The organism is Methanoregula formicica SMSP (assembly GCF_000327485.1).
Taxonomy (GTDB): Archaea; Halobacteriota; Methanomicrobia; order Methanomicrobiales; family Methanospirillaceae; genus Methanoregula; species Methanoregula formicica.
In genome coordinates this window covers 1,651,714-1,674,191 of record NC_019943.1, presented here as the reverse complement: position 1 = coordinate 1,674,191, position 22,478 = coordinate 1,651,714, and the positions used below count along the sequence as shown (strand labels likewise).

The window sequence follows — 22,478 nt, the reverse complement described above, 5'->3', positions numbered from 1 at the left end:
TTTCTTTGTAGTCCTCTGGCAAAGCGGCAATGATCGCTCCGCTGTAAAAAAATTATCGCCGGATATACCAGCCGGTCATGGTCTCGTCCAGTACCTTCTCCGAGGTCTTCTTTGTCACCATGCTGACAACGATCATCGCAATGAGCGAGATGGCAAAGGCGTAGAACGAGAAGTGCATAGGCATTGCAAAGAGTTTGATTTTGAAGTAGCTCAGGCCACCGAAAAAGAGGGCGGCGATCAGGCCAAGCGCCATTGACGCAAGGGCGCCCTCGCGGGTTGCACCCCGCCAGTACAGCCCGGCAAGAAGGGGAACAGCGAAGGTGGCAAACATGATCCCGATGCCGGCCCAGATGAGCCAGACGAGCATGTCCGGCGGGCTGATGGCCATCAGGAGTGTGAGGACAGCGGCGCCCAGGACCGAGAGCTGGCTGACGAGGAGCACCTGCTTGTCCGGTGCATCGGGTTTTAAGATCATCTTGTAGATGTCCCACGAGAAGTACGTGCCGATGGTGAGCATCAGGCGATCGGTCGTGGACATGACCGCAGCAAGAATGATGACACCGAGAATGCCCCAGAGGAGGACGCTCGGGAGCGCGTACTCGATTCCGGCAACGAAGATGTAGTCTGATGCATTCTTCACATCCGGCAGGACAATGAGGCCTTCCTTGACCATGGACATCCCGGCAAACCCGGCAAACTTCAGGAGGAACATCACGATGCCGTACACGACAAACGCGATGAGCGGGGCCCACTTGAAGTACGAGATGTCTTTTACCGCCAGCACGTTGTTGATCACGTGTGGGGCGCAGGCAAGGCCAATAGTGAGGAGGAGGAAGAACGACACGACATACTCAGGGCAGAAAACGCCTCCGGCAACCCAGGGATCTACGTTTGAGGGGTTGATGGATGCCATCACTTCATTGACATGCGTGAACCCCCCGGCCGCCATAATGACGAAGGGGGCCATGATGAGGACGCCAGCTATGAGGATGACGCCCTGGACGAGCGTAGTCCATGACACCGCGTACAACCCGCCGATGACCGTGTAGATTGTGACAATGGCCGCACCGATCAGGAGTGCCCAGAGATGCGGGATCTTGAAAAGCCACATCAGCACGATGCTGACTGCGGTGTACTGGCCGGCCAGGTAGATCATGGAGACGACAATGCCCGACACGGCGGAAAGTCCGCGGAGCGCCGTATTGCTCTCGAACCGGTGGGCGAGGTAGTCCTGCACGGTCATGTAACCGGACTTCTTTGCCACCGCGTACATCTTGACACCGAAGAAGATGATACAGAACGCGATGGAGAGCGGAACCGCGATCTGCTCCCAGATGGTGGGCCAGGCGAACTTGAATCCCAGTCCTGAGACACCGAGAAGTGACATGCCCGAGCAGACCGACCCGATCATGAGAAGGGTGAAGACCCAGAAGCCGAGAGACCTTCCCGCAACAACATAGTCTTCCATGTTGTGGATCTTCTTTGAGGCCCAGACCCCGATCCCCACCATGGCGAGGAAATAGATTGCCACAAGGACAACGGTCACAATATCGCTCATGATGCGTTCTCCTTAAAGGTGAGTCCCCAGTACAGCAATGCAGCAATGATGACGAGCACAACCCCGCCAACGATAATGACAGTCAAATCCGGTAACCCAAACATTGTACCGTGTTAGGTTGCAGCATGCTAACATATAACAAATTCGAAATGGTTCGGTATGGTGCACGGGTATCTTTTATTATGCTCCATGATAACATATGACATATTTCCGGCTCCGTGATCGTCCATGCTCTCTCTTTCCGGTGTCACCAAGCAGATCGGCGGCCTTACTGCAGTGAACAATGTCGATCTCACGATGAGCACCGGCCAGATCATCGGGCTCGTGGGGCCGAACGGGGCCGGCAAGACAACGCTCCTGAATATCATCTCCGGGATGCTCTCCCCAACAGGGGGGAAAGTCACGTTCCTCAACGAAGATATCACAGGCATGAGCGCTGACCGGATCTGCCGCAGAGGTATTTCCAAGACGTTCCAGATCGCCGAATCATTCCCGAACCTGAGCGCAGAGCAGTGCGTGATGATCGGCGTCCTGTTCGGGAACACCCGGTCTCCAGACATGAGGGATGCCCGGGCTGAGGCCCTAGAGATCCTTTCCTTTGTTAATTTCCCGGGGGAGAAAGCCGGCACCCTGACGCGAAACCTCAATGTTGTCGAGCTCAAGCGTCTCCAGCTTGCCCGGGCACTTGCGAGCCACCCAAAACTCCTCCTCTTAGACGAGCTCACCACCGGGCTCAACCCGAAAGAGAGCAGCGAGGCTGTGGACCTGATCCGGAAGATCCGGGATGGCGGGACCTCAATTTTGATCATCGAGCATGTCATGAGCGTCATCATGGGAGTCTCGAACCGTATTGTTGTCCTCGACCATGGCGAGAAGATTGCTGACGGCTTCCCGCATGACGTAGTGAACAACCAGCGGGTCATCGACACCTATCTCGGTGACATCGACGCGTTTTAAGAAGGTTTTCTTTGCCATGCTCTCAGTCTCCCACCTTAATGTCTTTCACGGTAATCTCCAGGTAGTCTGGGACCTCTCGTTCCATGTCAACAAGGGAGAGCTTGTGACCATGATCGGCCCCAACGGCGCCGGCAAGACGACCACGGTCGAGACCATTGCCGGCCTGAACAAGCGGGCCACCGGATCGGTTGTGTTCGACGGACAGGAGGTGCTTGGCCGTCCGCCGTATGAGCTCTTTACCCGGGGTCTCGCTCTCGTTCCCGAGAAACGCGAGATCTTCCCGTCCATGCCCGTTATCGAAAACCTCCTGCTGGGCGGGACACAGAATCCGCATCGGGAAGGAGCCCTTGACCGCGTATTCCGCCTCTTTCCGGTCCTCCGGGAACGGGAGCGCCAGGAGGCAGGGACGCTCTCCGGCGGTGAACAGCAGATGCTTGCTATCGGCCGGGCGCTCATGTCAGAGCCCCGGCTCCTGATCCTTGATGAGCCTTCCACCGGCCTCTCTCCGCTCCTGACCGGCCAGGTTTTCCGTGCGTTAGAACACCTTGGCCGCGAGGGCATGACCGTCCTCCTCTTAGAGCAGAATGTCCGGAATGCCCTTGCCATGTGCGAACGGGGCTATGTTCTCGAGAATGGCCGGATCGTTGAAGAGGGGAAGTCTAAAATGCTTCTCAACGACCCCCGGATCCAGAAAGCGTACCTGGGGATTTGATCCGGGACAGGAAACGCTCCGGCTACCTGGTACCGGTCTAAACCCGTAAAAACTGGAAATGAGTCCCTGTTATTTTCCAGTCGAAGGAAGTATTTCCGTTTTTCCGTTCTTCCGTGCTTTCCATTCTTTAAGATGTTCCGGCAGGCTGACGAGCCCTTTTGGCAGGAAGATGATCGTCAGGATGAGGATGATGCCGATGATGACATACCGGGCAAAGGTCATGCCAGTCTCTTTGAGCCCTTCCCAGATGACCGTCAGCACGACTGTGCCGATAACAGGGCCTGCGATGGTGCCCAGTCCGCCGAGAATGACATAGGTGATTGGCCAGAACGAGTTGTCGACACCGAATAACTCTGGCGTGATGTACCCGATATGGTGGATCTGGAGCGCCCCGGCGATCCCCGCGATGAACGCGGAGATAGCAAACGCAATGAGCCGGTACCGGACCGGGTTGATCCCGGCAGCCCGCGCCTCAGTCTCGTTCTCGCGGATCGCGAGGAACGCGAGACCGGCCTTCGAGCGCATAATATACCAGATGGCGATGATGGTCGCGATGGTGATGAGGAGGATGGCATAGTATTCGATCAGCTGGTAGCCCGGAATGGCAGGGCTGACAAGCCGGGGCGAAGGTATCCCGTCCCATCCTCCGGTCATGGGCGCAAGCACACTGACCACGAGCGTCTGGACGATGATGGCGAACCCGAATGTGACCATGGCAAGGAACCACTCCTTCAGTCGCACGCAGGTAAGGCCGATGAGGATCCCGATGACTGCAGCCACTCCTGCCCCCATGAAGATGGTAATGAACGGTGTGATCCCGAGCGTCACAGCAACCAGAGTGGATGCGTACGCCCCGATGCCAAAGAACGCTGCGTGGCCCAGTGACCCTTGGCCCGAGCAGGCGAGAAGGTTCCAGGCCGAAGCGAAGATGATGGCGATCATCATCAGGACGGCAAGGTTCACGACAAACATGTTGTCGGTGAGGAAGGGGAGCGTTAATGCGGCGATGAGCGCAAGGGCAGTCACGTACCGGAGCGACGGCGAAATATTCGTCAGCATCTTCACCCCTCCTTCCCGCCAAAGAGCCCGGTCGGCCGTATTGCAAGAACAACGATCAGGACGATGAACGAGACCGCGTCTTTCCAGATCCCCCCCAGCAGGAATGCGGCGCCGTTCTCGGCAAGGCCCATCAGGAGTCCCCCGATGATGGCCCCGGGGATACTCCCGAGGCCGCCAAGGATGATGATGGCAAAGGCCTTGACTGCGGGGATCGCGCCCATGTACGGGTTGAAGACCTGCCCGCTCACCACCCAGAGTGTTCCAGCCGCCGCCGCAAGCGCACAGCCGAGGCCGAAACTGATGACATCGATCCGTTCCACATCGATACCGACCAGCATTGCGCCCTTCCGGTTCTGGCTCGTTGCCCGCATCTGCATGCCAATGGTCGTCTTTTTCAAAAAGAGGTACAGCCCGCAGAGGACCAGAGCTGTCACGACCATGATAATGATATAATCAAGCGGAACGGACAACGGGCCGACTGGTACCGTAATACCGTCATACGGGCTCTTGACGCTCTGCCACGCATCCCCCCAGATCATGGCGGCCCCGTTCTGGAAGATGTAGATGAGGCCGATGGAGAGGAAGATCTCGTTGAGTTTGCCGGTCCCGAGAATGGGGCGGAAGCAGAGCCGTTCGACCACGGCGCCAATTCCGACAAGCGCGAGCATCGAGAGGAGGAGGATGACATATGGGTTGAAGCCGGTTAAAAGGAAGACGGTGAAGGTGATGTATGCGCCCACCATCAGGAACTCGCCATGCGCAAAGTTGACGACCTTCATGACGCCGAAGATCAGGTTCAGCCCCGTGGCAAGCAGGATATAGATACACCCGGCATAGAGTCCCCAGAAAAGGATCTGGAGGATGATGGAGATCTCGTCCATGAGCCGATCAGCACCTGCCTGTGTATAGGGAGATGATCATGATGCCCGGAATAAAAAGGGATGGTATGCTTTATACGCTGCTTCCCGCTTCGTACCAGGACGGCAGGACAAACTCCGTTGTCTTCAGGTTGTCGGGCCAGACGATCTTCGGCCGCGTTTCACCGGCCGCTGCATCCATATAGAGCTGCTCCATCCAGAGGTCGAACGAGGATTCGCGGAAGTCAGACGAGAACGAGATGGTCGAGTCCTTCATTGCTTCAATGACCTGCGGCATCTTCAGGGTCGTGAGTGCCTGCCGGACTGCGGTCTTGTCGGTACTTCCCGCGGATTTGATTGCCTCCGCAGCGATGAACACCCCTTCATACGTGGACGCACCCATCATGTCCGGGTAGGTCCCGAACTTCTTGTAGTACGCCTGCTTGAACCCGTCCTGTGCCGTTGCAACAGCCCCCGCAGGTGCGGTGTAGGGCGAGAACCGGCTTTCGATCACGCCATACTCGCCGTACTGCCCGACGTCCTTGTAGAACTGGGCATTGTCATTGTTTTCGACATTAAGGAAGATGGTGTTCAGGCTGATGTCCCGCCGGGCCTGCACAATGGCCGGGGCGCCCTCGTTCGGGAACGCCGCGATATAGACTGCGTCCGGCTTTGCCGCCTTGATCGCGGTCAGCTGGGTGCGGAAGTCGCTCTCGCCCATCTTGAAACTCTGCTGGGAGACGAGCACGATGTTGAGGTTCTTCTTTGTGATGGTATTGTTTACCGCAGTCTGGACACCTTTGCCAAACGCGGTGTCCTGGTACAGGACCGCAAGCCGGAACGGCCGGTCGGATGCAGTGCCGAGTTTCTTGTTCACGGCCGCCCGGACGACCTCATCGATGAATGTTGTCGTGTATTCCCCGTAGGTGTCGGTAGTCGGGCAGTGGTGGAAGACATAGCTCGTGTCGATGTCGGTCCGGTGCGTGATGATCGGGCTTGATGCGCCTGTCACGATATACGGCACCTTGTACTCGGCAATGGTCTGTTCGTACGCCGAGGTCACGGCGCTCGAGTATCCCCCGACAAGAATGTCGACTTTGTCATCGGTAATGAGTTTGGTTGCAGCCTTCTGGCCGCCGGCCTGGGTTGATTCATCGTCTCCCACAATCAGCTTTACCTGTTTTTTTGCGCCGTCTTTTACTGTAACCCCGCCCGCAGCATTGATTTTTTCAGCAGCAACCTGCGCCGACTGCCACATGTTGGTGCCGACATTGCTTGCAGGCCCGGTCAGAGATGCGATGACGCCGATCTTAATCGTGTCCTGCGATGCAGCGGGCGAGGACTGTGTTGATGCCTGCTGCTGTGTACAACCGGCAATGCATGCGGCCGCGATTAGCAGGGCCGCAATAATGAGAACAGAATATTTCATGGAACTCCCTTCCCTTCTATGCTATGATATAGCATGACAAAGAATTGGTGGTCGCTGGCGTAATAATAATTATCGGTTTATCTCCGGGGTGGTGCACCTCAGGATGTTTGTCGTATCAAAGAAAGGGGGCGCACGGTATCCAAATCAGGGTTATCGAACATCATACCTTCCAAACGCGGCGATGATGTTCCGTTGAACGGATTCCGGTTGTGCCGCACCAAAACGATATGGTTTTCCTTGATCCTGTCCAACAGCTCAGGACAGACTCACCGGGTAGTTCATTGTGGATCTTGCTTTCCTGTTCCTTCTTGCCATCCTTCCCATTATCCTGATCTTCATCGGGCTCGTCTTCCTGAAACAATCGGGTACGCTGATGGCGATCCTGGGCTGGCTCCTGACGGTCGTCATTGCCGTGATCTTCTTCCAGACCTCACTCTCCGTTGCGCTTGCAGCATCCTGGGCCGGTATTCTCTCGTCGTTTGGTATATCACTCATGGTCCTTTTCACCATTCTCCAGGTAACGATGATGGATTTGACCGGGGCGATCAGCCGGATTACCGCATACGTCAAATCAATCGCGGCCGAGCGCTACGAGCAGATCATGATCCTGAACGTGGGATTCGGGTCGTTCCTGGTCTCGATTGGTGCCACGCCGGTCACGATGCTCCCGCCCATCATGATGGCGCTCGGCTTCTCCCCCCTTGCGGCTGTTGCCCTGCCCTGCCTCGGGTATGACCCGCTCACCTCCTTCTCGCTCCTTGCAGTCCCCATCACGATCCCCGCCGCTGCCTTTGGTTTTGACGCAAAAGCGCTTGGCTGCCAGGTGGCACTGTTCCTTCCCGTCATCTCTACCGGTATCGCGCTTGGCATGCTCTGGATTGCCGATGGATTTGAAGGTGTGAAGAAGGGGCTTTTCACGGCACTCCTTGCCGGCCTGACGCTCGGTTTCTCCGCTATCCTCTTTGTAGCTATCCTTCCTGCCTCCGCCATCGGCCTCGTGGGCGTCTTCTCAGGACTCGTGACTATCATCGTCCTCTTCCTCCTCCGGGCCCTGCGGGGAAAACCGATAGACGCTGCCCCGGCCATCCCCCTTCCGGAGGGCAGTATGCCGCTCTGGAAGGCGGCTTTCCCCTGGATCCTCCTTGTTTCGTTTGCCGTCATCATTAGCATCCCGCTCATCCAGTCAGGGCTCTATGCTATACTGGGTCCCGTGCAGAAGGTTCCGGTCATTGCCGACAAGGTCATTGACTTAAAGCTCCTCAACCAGGCCTACTTCTGGGTGGTTGTAAGTACGCTCATCTCCGCCCCGTTCCTTGTCCGGAACCGTACTGAGGCAAAGGACATCCTCTCGCTCTGGGTGAAAAGGGCCTGGAGCCCGACACTCGCTGCCATGGTCTTCTTTGCCATTGCGTATGTTATGGACTGGTCCGGCCGGTCGGTCGTTGGCGGAACCCTCTCGTTCCTGCCCGGTGCAGACGCCTTGAACATGAACGCGGTCATCGGACTCACGCTCGCCCTGACGTTTGGTGTTGGGTTCCCGCTCATCTCCCCACTGCTGGGACTCTTTGGATCGTTCATCTCCGGCAGCGAGGCCTCTTCGAACGTGATGTTCTACGGCATTATCGACAAATCGACAAATGTCCTCTCGCTTGACTTCATGCCCGTATACGCGGCGCATGCAACGGCCGGGGGAGTTGCTTCCGGTGTTGCTGTGGCAAAGATCATCAACGCGGCTGCTGTCATCGACAAGATAGGTATCGAGGGCGAGGTTGTCCGCCGTGTTGCCCCGGTGGCGGTTGCGCTCACCCTCACTATCGGTGTTATGCTCTGTGTGATGCTGGCTCTCTGATGCAGGCCCGTCGTGCCTGACCGTGCACGAGCATCAGCGGAAAAATTCCGTTTAATGAAACGATGCGAAAAGAAAACGCCGGGGCCGGATCAGGCTGAAGAAACCCGGTCATTGCGGTGATAATGGTGGAGCAGGAATCCCACAAAAGGGAGCATCAGGTATACAGCCTGGCTGTAGAGGTTTCCCGTCAGGGCAATAAGAATGCCGAGGAACGAGATCCCGGGGACAACGAGCGTGCCCAAGGCTACGTGCCGGATGAATTCATCCGGAAGCTCAGCCCCTACAAGCCGGTGGCTGCTGGTTGCGTACTTCCACTGGCAGAACATTCCAAGGCCAATAGCAAGGAGATTGGCCTCGAAGACTATCGCGCCAAGAGAAGTATCCGGGAAATCTCCCGCAAATGAAGTGGAGAAAGGAAGGAGGGAGACAAAGAGCAGGGTCCCGAGGTTGAGCCAGATAAAGATACGGTCAAGAGTTTTTACCGGGTGGATCATAATGTGGTGGCTCAGCCAGAATGCTCCGAGGATGAGGAAAGCGAGGACATAGTGGAAGAAATCCGAGTACAGCGAGAGGATGAGGTGCGTTGCATATGCCTGCGACTGCACGATCCGGGACTTATCCGGCAGGTTGATACTGATAACAAGCAGGGTCATCGCGAACGCGAAGATCCCATCGGAGAGCGATTCGAGCCGGCTCTTCGTGAGGTGCATGGTCCCGAATGAAGAGGTTTCTTCTGTCATGGACTGCCGGAGAGTTCAGCGCCCATAAGGAATAATGGTTGCTGCCAGCAAGATCCCTGTTGCATTGCAGGATCCTGCGCGCAGCGGAACCCCGACGGTGGTGGCCAAGCCAGATTTGACTCTTGAAAAAACGGCTGTCTCGCTCACCTTTTACCCATGCTTAAATATTATTCCAGATTACACTTGTCACCATAATTTTTACACAGTGTTGCCGGGGGTATTTCACATGAACACGTCCCCGGGTCCTTCCCCTTTCTGCAGGATGAAAAACTCGATCTGGCAATGCTCTGGCGAGATGCCCATGTTCCGGACCATCCTTGAGACCTGCGCCATTGCTGCCGCTGCGGCGATTGCCGGTGCGCTTGTCGGTGTGCTGGTCAGCTGAAGCGACATATTCTCTCTTATTTTTTAACAACGGGAAGTCGCCCTGTCGCAGCCCGGCTCCCTTTTGCGGGTAACCCTTAACCGTTTTGCCGGGGCATGCATTACCATGAGAAAACTGTCTTTTTACTTCATGATCGTACTCATGTCCATTGCACTTATCCTCTGTGCCGGTATTGCGGGCTGCACGAATACAGCTCCCGCACAGCCCGCACCCGGGCAGAAACTCTCGACCCTCGAACCCGCGAAGATGGCGTTGCAGCTATCCGATCTCCCGGCGAACTTCATGCTGGTGGAGGAATTCCAGCGGAACGCATCAGACATGCGGGAATGGGCGCTGGGAAAGGGCTGGAAGAAAGGATATGGAGTCTCCTTTGAGGTCCGGGGCCCGGATGCCCGCGGGCTCGACCAGCTGATTTCCGTGTACCCAGCGGAAAATATCACGCTCATTGTCCTCGACACCGTGTCGAGCTTCAAGAACTGGACAATCGAAGACAGGAATGTCACGATTGTAGACCTGCCGTCGCCCGGCATCGGTGATGCGAGCAGTGCGCTGAAAGTGACCCAACCCGGCGAACCTTTTGACGTTTACATTATCGCATTCGTGAAGTATGATGTATATGAGGAGTTGTACGCAAACGGCACTGCCAGCGATTATGAGGTGCTGAAGACTGTTGCCGGCAAGGCCGCGGCAAAGATTAAGTAATTTCTCTCTTTTTTTATTCTGGTTTTTGTTTTGTTCCGGGATAGCATTAAAAAATTTCGCTGTGTTGAAATCCTTTGAAGTATCGATGGGGGCTGATGCCCCCATACCCCCATTTGTGATGAACGGCCGCCGCCCCGAAGGGCGCCCCGGGGCGGGCTGGCGCAAGGGGGGCGATCATAACAGGAAGAATTCTATCTTGTTTCGGAAGTTCCGGTTTCAGAGATTTGTTTTAAGATTTGCGCACAATCAGCCCTTTTTTCAGAACGAGCTTCAGCAGAGCATGTAAAAAATGACAGTCCGGTGCCCGGACTCTATTAAAAAAGAAAAAAATCTAACCCGTCACAACCGGCGCCGCTGCCTGCGATTCGCTGTGCTCGTACACCCGGGTCATGTACCGGGCCGAGAATACTGTATAGAATGGGATGAAGACGAGCTGGATGATATCTCCCACGTACGGGATGAGGGAGATGGCACTCAGGGCGAAAAAGAATACGATCCCGATGACGAAGAGGATAACGAGAGCGATGATGTAGTTCACCCAGCCGATGGACTTCAGGGTCTCCGTAATGGCTGTGAAGCGGATACCCTCGCGGATGCTCCCCGTGCGGGCACAGCGGATGATGCCCATCATGCTGTAAAGCAGTGCGATGATGGCAAGGGCGATCGCGAGAATGACAAAGATGATGACAAGGCCGATGCCAAGAGGCCCGGGCAGGGGGCTGTCATGCGATAAGCCAAGGATAGCGAATACAACCATCAGCGCAAAGGCAAGGATTACCGGAATGAACCAGAGGATCCCTGTCACGGCGATCTTAATCCCGTCAATATAAAGCGGGCCCCAGTTGTCGAACTCCGGCGGGGTTGCTGCGCCCCGGTAGATCCGGGCCAGGTAACCCGAGGTGATGAACGAGAGAAGGAAGGCAGCGATCATCAGGGCTGCGATCTCCCTGATCGGGATGAGGTCCCAGCTGAACTTGGTAGCCACTGCGATCTTCTCCGGATCGAAGACGAACGGGAGGAGCGCCATAGGGAGGCCGCAGATGATGAAGGTGAGCCAGCGGGTCCATTTCCCGGCAAGAGTCTCCTTTGCATAGCTGAACGATTCGGTAACGAGGATTCCGTTATCCATATTCATCGGTCATAAGTCCGGGATAATAAGTGCATTGGCCAAAAGGCACGTTTTTCGCAGCGTTCATGGCCCCGGGGCACTCGTGGCAGCGGATCGCGCACCGGCCATATGGTTGAACGAGGGAAGTTCCGACGATTGGTACGCAGCCCGCGACCACAAAGAATGGAAAAGAGCCAGAAAAAACAATCAGGTATGTCAGATACCGTGAAGACAACCCGGTTCTGGTACCGCCATGATACATCTCGTGCCCGCCGGCAGCTCAACAAGGGATTCCGGCTTGAAGAGAAACAGTTTTTCCGAAAATTTGGCGAACTCCTGCGGAAGTACAAATCCCGGGGATGGAAGTCATGGTGACCAGTCTTTCCCTTTTTTGTATGCCCGGCATCCGGTCGTAGGGGAAAATACCTTAACCGAATGCACGATAATAGAGAAGCAGCATGAGTCCTGCTTCCCCTTCCCCCGGCGAGTGTAGAACGAATGTGGTACACCGGTTTCGTGTCGTTGTTACCCTTCTCTCACTCATCCTTGTAGCAGCTCCCGCCCTGGCCGCAGACCCGGGCAGCCTCACGGTCTGGAAGGACACCTGCGCCATCTTCGAGCAGGGCAATGAGACGGCATACACGGAGGATGCAAACGCCCCCTTTGCACCCATTGCAGCGAACATGACGCCTCCTGCGGACTTCACCAACAACACCTGGAGCCACGCATTCTCTTCACTCCATTCCCTGATGAAGGAGCGCTATGCTTTCTCGCAGTGGAAGAACATTGACTGGGACGAGCTCTATACTACCCGGGAGCCTGCGGTGAAGGCAGCTGAAAAGGCACAGGACAAAGCCGCGTATTACCGGGCGATCCGGGGATACCTGTACGCGATCCCGGACGGGCACGTGAATGTCCTCCCGAACGAAGGCGACTTTGGCGCAAAGTATGCGGATATCGGGGGCGGGTACGGGATATCGCTCGTGCAGCTGGACTCCGGCGATGTTGTCGTGGCATACGTGGCAAACGGGAGTGCCGCCGAACAGGCCGGTATCCGGTCCGGTGACGAAGTGACCGGCTGGAACGGCGTTGAGATCCACGACGCCATTAATGCGACCTCGTTCATCTGGGCGTACAAGAAGCCCTCGACCGAAGAGGGCATCCGGGTCCAGAAGACCCGGCTCCTCATCCGTGCCCCGATCGGCACACCTGCTCTGGTGAAAATCACGTACGGTTCCATCCCCCACCCCCGGGTCCTGAACCTGACCGCATATGATGACCGGTACGATACGCTCACACAGGGCACGTTCTATCTCGGAAAGGCAGTCAATGACATTGGCACCGATGACCAGCTCCACGGCATCCGCCCGCAGGTCAGCAACGATATCGTGACGGTGAAGACTCTCCGGAACGGGTACACTTACATTGCCGTGTACGAAGAACGTTATGAAGTGTACCAGCCGTTTAAGGCCGCGATGCTCTCGGCCATCGCGAACAAGTCCCCCGGCATTGTCCTCGACCTCCGGTTCAATGGCGGCGGGGACGACAACCTTGCGGCCTGCATGGCCGGCTGGTTCGTTGACCGGCCGGTCTTCTACGAGTACGGCACGAAGTACGATCCCGGCACAAAACAGTTCCCGGTTCTGACCGAGGCCTGGTCGCAGCCGCAGGCAGTCCGGTACGAAGGCCCGGTCGCGGTCATGGTATCTCCCGATACGATAAGTTCGGGTGAAGGTGTCCCGAACGTGTTTGTCCGCTCAGGTACCGGGGCGATTGTCTCCTTCTACGGGTCCAACGGGGCGTTCGGCATGAACAATTTCCAGGCTGCGCTCCCGCTCGGGATGTATATCCTCTTCCCGGATGGCGCCTCGCTGGACGAGCACGGGACGATCCAGGTTGATAGTAACGCAGTTCTCAAAGGAGGAGTTTCACCTACGGTCCGTGTCCCGCTGAACGAAGCGACTCTTGCCCGGGCCATAGCAGGCGAGGACGTCCAGCTGACATACGTAATGGACTGGCTGGATTCCAAGCAGCCGGTTTCAACCACGGTCCCCACGACCCCGGCAAAAAAGACGCTGCTCGGTGTCCTTGTTGCGGTACTGGCAGTCAGCGGGATTATCCTGTTACGGAAAAAATGATTGTTTCATCGGAAGATATCTCCCTTTGTTTTTCCAGTAACTCACGGTTCTTTGTCTGTCACATCCGTTCCAGGATCTTCGCGACAACCCGTTCGAAGTCATGGCCGGAGCAGTCGACCGTGATGTCGGCATACTGCTCGTACAGCGGCACCCGCTGGTCGTAAACAGCCTGAAGTGTCTGGCCTGTCTCCAGCACGATGCCCCGTGTTCTGATGTTGACCAGTCTTTTCTCGATCTCCGGAAGTGAGACCTTCAGGTACACGATTATCCCATCCGTTTTAAGGTGCTCCATTGCTTTCGGGCTCAGGACAACACTCCCCCCGGTTGCAATCACCGTGTTATGGAACCTGTGCGAGATGATGACATCTTCCTCAATCTTCCGGAATGTTGCTGTGCCGTCTGTATCAAGGATCTCCTGCAGGGCTCGTCCTGTCTCTTCCTGAATGAGGAGGTCCGTATCAACAAACTTCTTTTTCAGCGCCTTGGCAAGGACAACACCGATAGTGCTCTTTCCGGCTCCCGGCATGCCGATCAGGACGATGTTCTTCACGAACTGGCTCTCCTGGTATGACGTATCTCATTCTATCCCTATCAACTATTGCGCCTGCGTGCAGCCGGTTATTCTTGTATTACAATATTCTCGAACTTCAGTTCAAGACTATCTTCAGAGATCGGCAGGGGCAGTGTGCAGGTAACAAGGCTGTCTCGGCTCACGTGACCCCCGACCGCAAGAGTCCCGAGGGACAGAGTGTTCCAGCAGGCCATATGGCCACGGTAGTAAAAATTGGCGGATACACTTACTGCCCGTGCACCTGCCGAGCCAGTATTGAAAGCCTCCGTGTGGACAACCAGCGGAACCGGGTTCTCCGTTGTTACTCTTCCCTGCGGGTACTCCCAGTACCCTTCGACATGGATCTCTGGTGCTGCACGAGGAAACGTTGCGGACACAGCGGTTGTAACCGGCTCGCAGATATTCTGTGCAATGAGATCTGCTGTTATCATCTCGTTCTTGGTACCACCAACAAAAAAAGAACCTGACCAGGATTCGTAGCCGGTCAACGCAAGCCGGACCGTATGATTGCCGGCTGAAATGGCTTCCAGTGTTATCGGCGTGTGGCCCCGGACTATGGTGTCAAGGGATACCTCTGCGCCGGAAGGATGGGACACGATAGTGACAGCCCCGCCCTCCTTCCCGGTCCCCGTCATGGTTGCAGGTGCAGCGGGAGCGATGCAACCGGATGCTGCAACGCAGACAATGATCCATGCAAGAGCAAGGATCAGCAGGGAAAGAACGCGGGACATCTCTTCGTATTCCACGTGGAACCGGAAGAGTATATGAATTGGGCTGATAGTCCTGGTTCAACGGGCTGTGTCAGGAAGATTTGCATTTTGTACCTCTCCCCCAAATCTTTTTTCTTTTATCCCACCCTACAACTCAATCTGAACATCATGGATCTCCAGCTGATTTATCAGACTTTTACGAATCCAAAGGTAGTGACCAGCATGATGCTTGTTGCCATCTGTCTTGGGCTCGTCCTTTCTGCCATGCTGAAGTATCTCTCCCGGGAATGGTACATGCCAACACTTTTCGTTGCCCTCTGTCTTGCAACCGCCCTTGGATACATGGTCTGGCTGGACCGCCAGGACTGGCGGGATTCCTGATTTCCGGATAAAAAAGAAAATTTTGTTTATCCGGATTATTTCTTTCCAGACAATTGTGCCTGTACCTGACTGATGATGCTGTTGATCTGGCTTTCGAGCGACTGCTGTTGTCCGGAGGTGTCGGGGCCATACTGTTTCCTGCAAACCCATGTCCGCCCCGCATCTCATGGGATGACTGGTTGCCCGCGGTCTCATTCCCAAACATCGACGGCATCATGTTGCCGTACTTCCGGGAGGTCTTGTTCCCGAAGTCCGGGGGTGTCATATTTCCCTTTTCATTCATACCGCCCGGTCTCATGGGGGCGGTCATGTTGCCACCTGCACTGTCTGAAGATCGCTCTCTTCCATTATCAGCGCTGTATCCTGCTTCGCTCCTCTGTTGCCCGGGAGTGCCCTTTCCCCCGGATGGCGGTGCCTGCATCTGATTGTTGTTTCCCTGTCATGTAAGTATCTTCATGGTTGTTGTTCCTCCATTCGTGCAACTGTTGTTGTCCAGTTGCCCTGCCCTTCTATCCATGCCAGTAGGAATATATTGCGTACATGGATGACGGGCAATACTTCACGACTACGGAGATTCATAGAACCTGCCGGTTATCCATTCCGGCACGCTCCGCGCTCCCGGGGCGGAGGAGATGTAACGGAGTAATTCGTGCCCGGATGCGAAATAAAATAAGAGACTATTGATAAAATTGATAACTTCAGGCAGTGGATATATCGGTATGAGTGCTGAGGCAAAAGAGATAGCACGACTGCCCCACTTCAAGATGCTTGTTGACATTTTTATCATCGCCATCTTTGCCGTGGTCGTGTATATCGCTGCGTATTTCATGAACCTGCCGGAGGTTCTGATCCGGGCTCTCGAATCGTCCGGTGCACAGCAGACAAGTGCATTTTTCATTGCTGCAATCTTCCTCACGGTGGGCTTTGTCTTCTTTGCCGTCCGTCGCTGGAATGAAGTAACGCAGGTATCAAAAGAGACGGGCCGGCTCCAGGATGCGCTGGAGCGGGCAAACAGCAAGCTCATGTTCCTCAACAATATCACCCGGTACGATATCCTCAACGAGTTGACACAACTCCACCGGAACCTTGAGCAGGCCGAGAAGACGCCCGTTGTCCGGGCCGTTGACGAGGCGATCGACCGGATCCGCCGACAGATCAAGTTCACCAAGGAATACCAGGACATCGGCGCTGTTCCGCCGTCATGGCAGAATGTTGCCGATGCCATCATGCGGGCAAAAGTCGGCGTCGACCTCGGCAATGTCAGCTTCGATATGGAAGTCCATGACATGGAGATCTATGCTGACCCACTTCTTGAGAAGGTCTTCTATTACCTGATCAGCAACTCGCTGAAATATGGCGGCCCCAAGCTTACACAGATCCGGATCTACCGCAAGAAAGCGGATGACAAGATGGTGATCCTATTCGAAGACGATGGTGTCGGGATCTCGCAGGAAAAGAAAGGCTATCTCTTCCCCAAGGAATGGGGCAGCCGGAAGCACGCCGGTTACGGTCTCTTCCTGATCCGGGAAACACTTGGCGTGACCGGCATCACCATCTGGGAATCCGGCACACCCGGCCAGGGTGCCCGGTTCGAGATCGCGGTGCCAAAGGGGGTCTTCCGGCAGATATAATCCGGATATATCATACGGCTCTTTTCTTTTTAAAAACGGGTAAAAAAGTTACCGGAGTTTTCCGTCTATCATGACGGTCTTTTCCTCAAGCGGGATCTTTTTGCCGGCTTTTTCCATGGCTTTCTCAACCACATAGCGTACTCCACCGCAACACGGTACCTCCATGCGGATGACCGTGACCGATTTGATCGTATGCATGGAAAAGATGGCAGCAAGTTTGCTGATGTAGCCTTCAATATCCGCATCGAGTTTCGGGCAGAAGATGATCACGATCTTTCCTTTCAGAATGTCCTCATGGAATCCGGCATAGGCAAACGGGGCACAGTCAGCAGAAACGAGAAGATCTGCATCCTTAAAGTACGCTGCAGCCGGGTTCAGCAGCGCCAGCTGGACCGGCCATTGCCGGAGCTCTGAAGAAGATGAGCCGGGAACCGGCTGCTTTGGTCCCGGATACGGGACTTCTCTCGGGATGTCCCGGTCCGCTGCACCCGGACAACCGGTAAATGGATTGGGTTCATGGGGGCCCGCGTGGCAGACTGCAGGAGGATTTTTCCTGGTTGACCTTGTACCGAATGGTGCCGGCTTCTTTGCCACCGGGGGCTCATGATCGGGAATCGGGATACCATTCTCGATCAGGAACTCGATTGCATCATTATAGTATCCAACCTGCCCATGGCTGGCAAGGTGTTCAAGATGCGCCTTAATGACCGGTTTTCCCTGTTTTGCGATGGTCCCCATCACCACTTTCTCGTTATACAGTTCGGCTTCGCGTTCGATCACGCTGATCGCACCTTCCGGGCAGGTACCAATGCAGGCCCCAAGACCGTCGCAGAAGAGATCGCTCACGAGCCGGGCCTTGCCATCGATGAGCTGGAGCGCTCCCTCTGGGCAGTCGGGGATGCACTGGCCGCAGCCGGTGCATTTCTTCTCATCGATGCTGATAATGTTCCGCTTCATATCTGCACACTCCTGAAACCGAATGGGCAGAAAGATAATATCAAAGTATGGGTGTGGACATAGCCTGCATGAACTATCAGGCAGATAGAAAAAAAGAATTATTTTCCGCCCGCGACATTCTTGGTCCCGCGGAGGATTCCGACGGTTCCGGTCCGGACGAATTCTTTCACACCATACTGGCGGAGTAGTTTTTCCATGGCATCGATCTTTTGCGGGGTACCGATAACCTGGAGGATGAGTGACTTCGGGCTGACATCAACGATCTGCGCCCGGAAGATCTCGGCGATCTGCATGATCTCTGCGCGGGAGCTTCCGACTTCGGCGGTCACCTTGATGAGCGCCAGTTCACGCTCCACCCGTTCGTTGCCGGTAAGGTCTGAGACCTTGATGATGTCGATGAGCTTGTTGAGCTGTTTCATTACCTGTTCGACCTGGGCATCGTCACCAATAACGACAATGGTAATCCGGCTCATGCCCGGCTCTTCGCAGGGGCCGACAGCGAGGCTCTCGATGTTGAATCCGCGCCGGGAGAAGAGCCCGGTGACTCTTGACAAAACACCGGCCTTGTTCTCGACCAGGACGGAGAGCGTGTGCGGTTTCATCGCGGGTGCCCCCCGATCATCTCATTGATCGCAGCACCGGCCGGGACCATCGGGAAGACGTTCTCCTCCCGCTCGACCCGGAAGTCCAGGACGAACGGGCCGTTGCATTCAACGGCAGCCTTCAGTGCGGGCATGACCTCGTCGGGAGACTCAATCCTGATTCCTTCAATGCCGTATGCATTGGCGATCTTCACAAATTCAACGGATGGCAGCTCAGTGTAGGAATACCGCCGGTCATAGAAGAGCTCCTGCCACTGCCGGACCATGCCGAGATACCGGTTGTTGAGGATCGCGACCTTGACCGGGATGTTGTAGTGGGCGATGGTGCCAAACTCCTGGATGTTCATCTGGATGCTGCCATCGCCGGCAATGTCAAAGACCGGGAGATCCGGCCGGGCAAAATGCGCTCCCATCGCAGCCGGGAGACCGTACCCCATCGTGCCAAGACCGCCGCTCGTGATCCAGGTGCGGGGGTGCCGGAAGCAGAAGTGCTGGGCAGTCCACATCTGGTTTTGTCCGACCTCTGAAACGATCACCGCGTCGCCTTTTAGGAGCTCGCTCATCTGCCGGATGATATACTGCGGGTGGAGGCACCCGTCGTCCGGGCACTTGAGCGGGTGGTGCTGCTTCCAGTGTTTGATCTTCTTGATCCAGGCGTCATGGATGCCCTTCTTCTTCATGCAGGCGAGCATGTCCGTAAGGACCGTCTTTGTGTCACCGACTATGGGCACATCGACACGCTTGTTCTTGCCGATCTCCGCCGGGTCGATATCGATATGGATGATCTTTGCATGCGGGGCGAAGGTCTCGGTCTTGCCGGTTACCCGGTCGTCGAACCGGACCCCAATGGCGAAGAGAAGGTCGCATTCGGTGATCGCGAAGTTCGCGTACTCTGTACCGTGCATGCCGAGCATACCGAGGTTAAGCGGGTGATCGCAGGGAATGCAGCCAAGGCCCATAAGCGTTGTCGTCACCGGAATCCCGAGTTCCGTTGCTATGCGAATGAGTTCGGCTGATGCATTTGAGAGGATGACCCCGCCTCCTGCGTAGATGACCGGCCGCTCGGCAGCCATGATCAGCTGGAGTGCCTTCTCTATCTGTCGCTTATGGCCGGAGTAGGTCGGATTGTAGCCGCGGAGCTGGACTTTATCAGGGACGGGAATGTCTTTTACTGAGGTGGTGCTGACATCCTTCGGGATATCGACAAGCACCGGGCCCGGTCGGCCGGTCCCCGCAATATAGAACGCTTCCTTGACAACCCGGCTTAAGTCCTCGGTGCGCTTCACAAGGTAGTTGTGTTTCGTGACCGGCATCGTGATGCCAGTGATGTCAGACTCCTGGAACGCGTCGTTGCCCAGCAGGGTTGTCGGAACCTGCCCGGTAAGGGCGACAATCGGGACCGAGTCCATGTACGCCGTGGCTATGCCGGTGACAAGGTTGCATGCACCGGGGCCGCTCGTTGCGAGGCATACGCCTACACGACCGCTTGCGCGTGCATAGCCGTCTGCGGCATGCGCGGCAGCCTGTTCGTGCCGTACGAGAATGTGCCGAAGTGACGAGTCGTAGAGTTCATCATAGATCGGCAGCACTACACCGCCCGGGTACCCGAAAATGATCTCGGTCCCTTCGCGCTGCAGCGATTCAACGAGGATTTTTGCCCCGGTCTTCATGTTCTGTCCCTCAATAGTCTGTTCATGCCGGCGATCATCGCCTCGACGGATGCCATGATGATGTCGGTGCGGGCGCCGCGTGATGTAATTATCTTCCCGTCCTTACTTAATCTTACTGTTACTTCGACGAGAGCGTCCGTCCCGCCGCTGATCGCGTCCACATGATACTCCTCAAGCCGGATATCGGCAACATCACTCACGCATTTTCTGAGGACTTCCATGGCTGCGTCGACCGGGCCGTCACCGGTGGCCGCGCCGGTCATCTCCTGCCCGTTGACAACAAGCGTTACGGAAGCAGTCGGGATCATGTGGCTGCCGGAGGTTGCGGTGAACTGCCGCATCTTGATGACCGGCTTGCACTCGATCGAGAGCACGGCATCGGCTACGGCCATCAGGTCTGCATCCGTGACACGCTTGCCTTCGTCGCCAAGCTGCTTGACCCGTTTTACGATCTCCTTTACCTGCTTCTCGTCGGCATTGTAATTCATTTCATGCAGGGCAGCCTCGACCGATGCGGTACCCGAATGTTTGCCTAGAACGATCCGCCTTTTGCGGCCCACCATCTCGGGTTTCACCGATTCGTACGTGGAGGGTTCGCGCATGACGCCATGGGCATGGATTCCGCTCTCGTGCGTGAACGCCATTTCGCCCACGATCGCCTTGTTCACGGCAAGCGCAACACCGGTATGCCGGGATACGAGGCTTGCGAGCGGGTAGATCTTCTCCTCGACGATCCGTGTCCGGTAACCGTACAGTACTTCGAGTGCCATCACAACCTCTTCAAAGGGCGTGTTACCTGCCCGCTCTCCAAGGCCATTGATGGTCACGTGGGCACAGCCGGCCCCGGCTTTTAAGGCTGCCATCGTGTTGGCCAGGGCAAAGCCAAGGTCGTCATGGCAATGGATCGAGAGCGGGGCGATCGCGGAAAGCGGCGGGATATATTCCGCGGTCTTCTCTGGTGTCAGGAGACCGACCGTGTCGCAGAAGCAAAGCCGGTCTGCCCCCCGCTCTACTCCCCCGGAGAAAATCTCATGCAGGAATTTCTGGTCAGCCCGCGATGCATCTTCTCCTGAAAGTTCGACAATGAGCCCGCGGCCTTTTGCGTACTCCACTGCATCGTATGCCATTGCCGCAACCTGGTCGCGGTTCTTCCGCAGCTTCTTTGTTATGTGCAGGTCGCTGACCGGAATGACGAGGTGGACCGAATCCGCGCCCAGGTCCGCAGCGTAATCGATATCTTCCCTGAGGGCACGGACATACGTACAGATTTCTGCTTTCAGCCCGGCTTCCGCAATCCGGCGGATTGCTTCACGCTCACCATCCGAGGCAGCAGCAGATCCCGCTTCAATGACATCGATGCCAATGTCCGAGAGCCTGGATGCAATCTCAAATTTCTGTTCGGGATTCAGCGAGACGCCGGGAGTCTGTTCCCCGTCCCGTAATGTTGTGTCGAAAAAGCGCAGATTATCGGCGAATAAAACACTCACTCATGGTATACACCATGAATAATCATTGGAATGGTGCATATAAAAAATCTCGCTGCACCACTCAGCATAACGGGATGTACATGTTCTATCGCCCGGGCAGCATTCAATTGCAACCGGAGAGAATATATCGTCACCGTTCACATGTTCCTGCAGTCAGAAAATCTGTGTATGGGATTATTCGGAAAAAAGCCTGCACCAGAGATTATACCTGATGCCCGTGTTGATCGCCAGTGCAGGGAACTGATGCGGGCAACAACACGAGGGGAACTGGGAGAGCGGATAGCCGGCCTTGTCCTTCTCTATTCCCCTTCAGACATCCAGCAGATGAAGAGAAATTTTGAGACAAAAGTCCGGGACCTCGATCCTGCCTATCGCGAACGGCTGACCGCAAAAATCACCGAGTACCTGCTCGGGACATGCCAGCGGATCCGGCTTGACAACCAGCAGGGCGTGTATAAAACTTTGAAACAACCGGTCTTGCCGGCGCAGAAGAACTACTGGGAGATGGTTGCACGGCAATGCGGTGATGAGGAAGGCGGGGATTTACCGGTAATCCGGTTCCTCAAGTATCTCCTTGCCGGGTATTCCATGCTGGTGCTCGAAGAACCAGGTCATGCCGTGGGAACGCCCTTTCCGGGCGGGGATGAGGTGGAGTACACGGGCGGAGTCTATTATTGTCCTGTGCGGGAAAAAGCCAGTGATGTGGATGCTGCCCTCTGCCCGTTCTGTCCTGCGAAACAGACCCCCTCCATCGGGTACCTCCGTCCCGCAACGAAACCTACGGAACGGAACAAACAGGAGTTTATTGACAACTGTTACCGGTATCACAACTTCAATGGCTGAAGGATGAACCGGATTTTCTATGGTTTTTTGAACGGACCGGGGCAGTGCAGGGATCCTGCCGTCAGAGAAGAGTATATTTTATAGCAGATCCATCACTACTGATGGACACGCCGGGGAGCACCTTTCCGGCGG

Annotated in this window: 21 protein-coding genes; 9 read left to right on the top strand and 12 right to left on the bottom strand. The window is 55.9% G+C overall.

Annotated features, from left to right (window positions below; all coding sequences use genetic code 11):
* Nucleotides 1–52: 52 nt before the first annotated feature.
* Nucleotides 53–1,558, bottom strand: coding sequence for a sodium:solute symporter family protein (locus tag METFOR_RS08375; RefSeq protein ID WP_015285694.1), 1,506 nt, complete (start codon nucleotides 1,556–1,558; stop codon nucleotides 53–55).
* 228 nt (nucleotides 1,559–1,786) lie between these two features.
* On the opposite strand from METFOR_RS08375, the gene METFOR_RS08370 reads away from it, so the two are divergent.
* Both METFOR_RS08370 and METFOR_RS08365 read left to right on the top strand, forming a co-directional pair.
* The gene (locus tag METFOR_RS08370; RefSeq protein WP_015285692.1) at nucleotides 1,787–2,515 is read left to right on the top strand and encodes an ABC transporter ATP-binding protein; all 729 of its coding nucleotides are present in this window, start codon (nucleotides 1,787–1,789) and stop codon (nucleotides 2,513–2,515) included.
* 16 nt (nucleotides 2,516–2,531) lie between these two features.
* Nucleotides 2,532–3,227 (top strand): ABC transporter ATP-binding protein, encoded by a 696-nt coding sequence (locus METFOR_RS08365; protein WP_015285691.1) that lies wholly within the window; start codon nucleotides 2,532–2,534, stop codon nucleotides 3,225–3,227.
* Nucleotides 3,228–3,296: 69 nt separating this feature from the next.
* On the opposite strand, the gene METFOR_RS08360 is transcribed toward METFOR_RS08365, so the two are convergent.
* From METFOR_RS08360 to METFOR_RS08350, 3 genes are all read right to left on the bottom strand, one after another.
* Nucleotides 3,297–4,286, bottom strand: coding sequence for a branched-chain amino acid ABC transporter permease (locus METFOR_RS08360; protein ID WP_015285690.1), 990 nt, complete (start codon nucleotides 4,284–4,286; stop codon nucleotides 3,297–3,299).
* Nucleotides 4,287–4,288: 2 nt separating this feature from the next.
* A complete protein-coding gene (locus METFOR_RS08355) occupies nucleotides 4,289–5,167 on the bottom strand; it encodes a branched-chain amino acid ABC transporter permease (protein ID WP_015285689.1) in 879 nt (292 codons plus the stop codon).
* A 70-nt stretch (nucleotides 5,168–5,237) separates the two neighbouring features.
* Nucleotides 5,238–6,572, bottom strand: coding sequence for an ABC transporter substrate-binding protein (locus tag METFOR_RS08350; protein WP_015285688.1), 1,335 nt, complete (start codon nucleotides 6,570–6,572; stop codon nucleotides 5,238–5,240).
* Between the two features lie 283 nt (nucleotides 6,573–6,855).
* Here METFOR_RS08350 and METFOR_RS08345 point away from each other — a divergent pair, with 283 nt between their 5' ends.
* A complete protein-coding gene (locus METFOR_RS08345; RefSeq protein WP_015285687.1) occupies nucleotides 6,856–8,421 on the top strand; it encodes an L-lactate permease in 1,566 nt (521 codons plus the stop codon).
* 89 nt (nucleotides 8,422–8,510) lie between these two features.
* On the opposite strand, the gene METFOR_RS08340 is transcribed toward METFOR_RS08345, so the two are convergent.
* Nucleotides 8,511–9,161 carry a TMEM175 family protein gene (locus METFOR_RS08340; protein WP_015285686.1) on the bottom strand — a complete coding sequence of 217 codons (651 nt, stop codon included), beginning with the start codon at nucleotides 9,159–9,161 and terminating at the stop codon, nucleotides 8,511–8,513.
* A 490-nt stretch (nucleotides 9,162–9,651) separates the two neighbouring features.
* Here METFOR_RS08340 and METFOR_RS08335 point away from each other — a divergent pair, with 490 nt between their 5' ends.
* Nucleotides 9,652–10,248 (top strand): hypothetical protein, encoded by a 597-nt coding sequence (locus tag METFOR_RS08335; protein WP_015285684.1) that lies wholly within the window; start codon nucleotides 9,652–9,654, stop codon nucleotides 10,246–10,248.
* 331 nt (nucleotides 10,249–10,579) lie between these two features.
* On the opposite strand, the gene METFOR_RS08325 is transcribed toward METFOR_RS08335, so the two are convergent.
* Nucleotides 10,580–11,377, bottom strand: a complete 798-nt coding sequence (locus METFOR_RS08325) for a DUF4013 domain-containing protein (RefSeq protein WP_158491366.1) — start codon at nucleotides 11,375–11,377, stop codon at nucleotides 10,580–10,582.
* Between the two features lie 192 nt (nucleotides 11,378–11,569).
* On the opposite strand from METFOR_RS08325, the gene METFOR_RS15575 reads away from it, so the two are divergent.
* Both METFOR_RS15575 and METFOR_RS08320 read left to right on the top strand, forming a co-directional pair.
* On the top strand, nucleotides 11,570–11,731 hold the full coding sequence (locus METFOR_RS15575) for a hypothetical protein (RefSeq protein WP_158491365.1): 162 nt from the start codon (nucleotides 11,570–11,572) through the stop codon (nucleotides 11,729–11,731).
* 125 nt (nucleotides 11,732–11,856) lie between these two features.
* Complete coding sequence (locus METFOR_RS08320; RefSeq protein ID WP_233504376.1) at nucleotides 11,857–13,494, top strand: S41 family peptidase; 1,638 nt, start codon at nucleotides 11,857–11,859, stop codon at nucleotides 13,492–13,494.
* Between the two features lie 58 nt (nucleotides 13,495–13,552).
* On the opposite strand, the gene METFOR_RS08315 is transcribed toward METFOR_RS08320, so the two are convergent.
* Complete coding sequence (locus METFOR_RS08315; RefSeq protein ID WP_015285680.1) at nucleotides 13,553–14,044, bottom strand: shikimate kinase; 492 nt, start codon at nucleotides 14,042–14,044, stop codon at nucleotides 13,553–13,555.
* 68 nt (nucleotides 14,045–14,112) lie between these two features.
* On the bottom strand, nucleotides 14,113–14,811 hold the full coding sequence (locus METFOR_RS08310) for a PEGA domain-containing protein (RefSeq protein ID WP_048110891.1): 699 nt from the start codon (nucleotides 14,809–14,811) through the stop codon (nucleotides 14,113–14,115).
* 132 nt (nucleotides 14,812–14,943) lie between these two features.
* On the opposite strand from METFOR_RS08310, the gene METFOR_RS08305 reads away from it, so the two are divergent.
* Together METFOR_RS08305 and METFOR_RS08300 are read left to right on the top strand one after the other, a co-directional pair.
* Nucleotides 14,944–15,156 (top strand): hypothetical protein, encoded by a 213-nt coding sequence (locus METFOR_RS08305; RefSeq protein ID WP_015285678.1) that lies wholly within the window; start codon nucleotides 14,944–14,946, stop codon nucleotides 15,154–15,156.
* A gap of 719 nt (nucleotides 15,157–15,875) precedes the next feature.
* Nucleotides 15,876–16,787 carry a sensor histidine kinase gene (locus tag METFOR_RS08300; RefSeq protein WP_015285677.1) on the top strand — a complete coding sequence of 304 codons (912 nt, stop codon included), beginning with the start codon at nucleotides 15,876–15,878 and terminating at the stop codon, nucleotides 16,785–16,787.
* 48 nt (nucleotides 16,788–16,835) lie between these two features.
* Here METFOR_RS08300 and METFOR_RS08295 read toward each other — a convergent pair whose 3' ends face one another.
* From METFOR_RS08295 to METFOR_RS08280, 4 genes are all read right to left on the bottom strand, one after another.
* Nucleotides 16,836–17,744 carry an ATP-binding protein gene (locus METFOR_RS08295; protein WP_015285676.1) on the bottom strand — a complete coding sequence of 303 codons (909 nt, stop codon included), beginning with the start codon at nucleotides 17,742–17,744 and terminating at the stop codon, nucleotides 16,836–16,838.
* Between the two features lie 98 nt (nucleotides 17,745–17,842).
* Nucleotides 17,843–18,346, bottom strand: coding sequence for an acetolactate synthase small subunit (ilvN, locus tag METFOR_RS08290; RefSeq protein ID WP_015285675.1), 504 nt, complete (start codon nucleotides 18,344–18,346; stop codon nucleotides 17,843–17,845).
* Entirely contained in the window at nucleotides 18,343–20,016 is a 1,674-nt protein-coding gene (gene ilvB, locus METFOR_RS08285) for a biosynthetic-type acetolactate synthase large subunit (protein ID WP_015285674.1), read from the bottom strand. Before ilvB ends, ilvN begins: the two co-directional genes overlap by 4 nt.
* On the bottom strand, nucleotides 20,013–21,503 hold the full coding sequence (locus tag METFOR_RS08280) for a 2-isopropylmalate synthase (RefSeq protein ID WP_015285673.1): 1,491 nt from the start codon (nucleotides 21,501–21,503) through the stop codon (nucleotides 20,013–20,015). The genes ilvB and METFOR_RS08280 overlap by 4 nt, the downstream gene beginning before the upstream one ends.
* A gap of 168 nt (nucleotides 21,504–21,671) precedes the next feature.
* On the opposite strand from METFOR_RS08280, the gene METFOR_RS08275 reads away from it, so the two are divergent.
* Nucleotides 21,672–22,346, top strand: a complete 675-nt coding sequence (locus METFOR_RS08275; RefSeq protein WP_158491364.1) for a DUF2115 domain-containing protein — start codon at nucleotides 21,672–21,674, stop codon at nucleotides 22,344–22,346.
* Nucleotides 22,347–22,478: the final 132 nt, after the last annotated feature.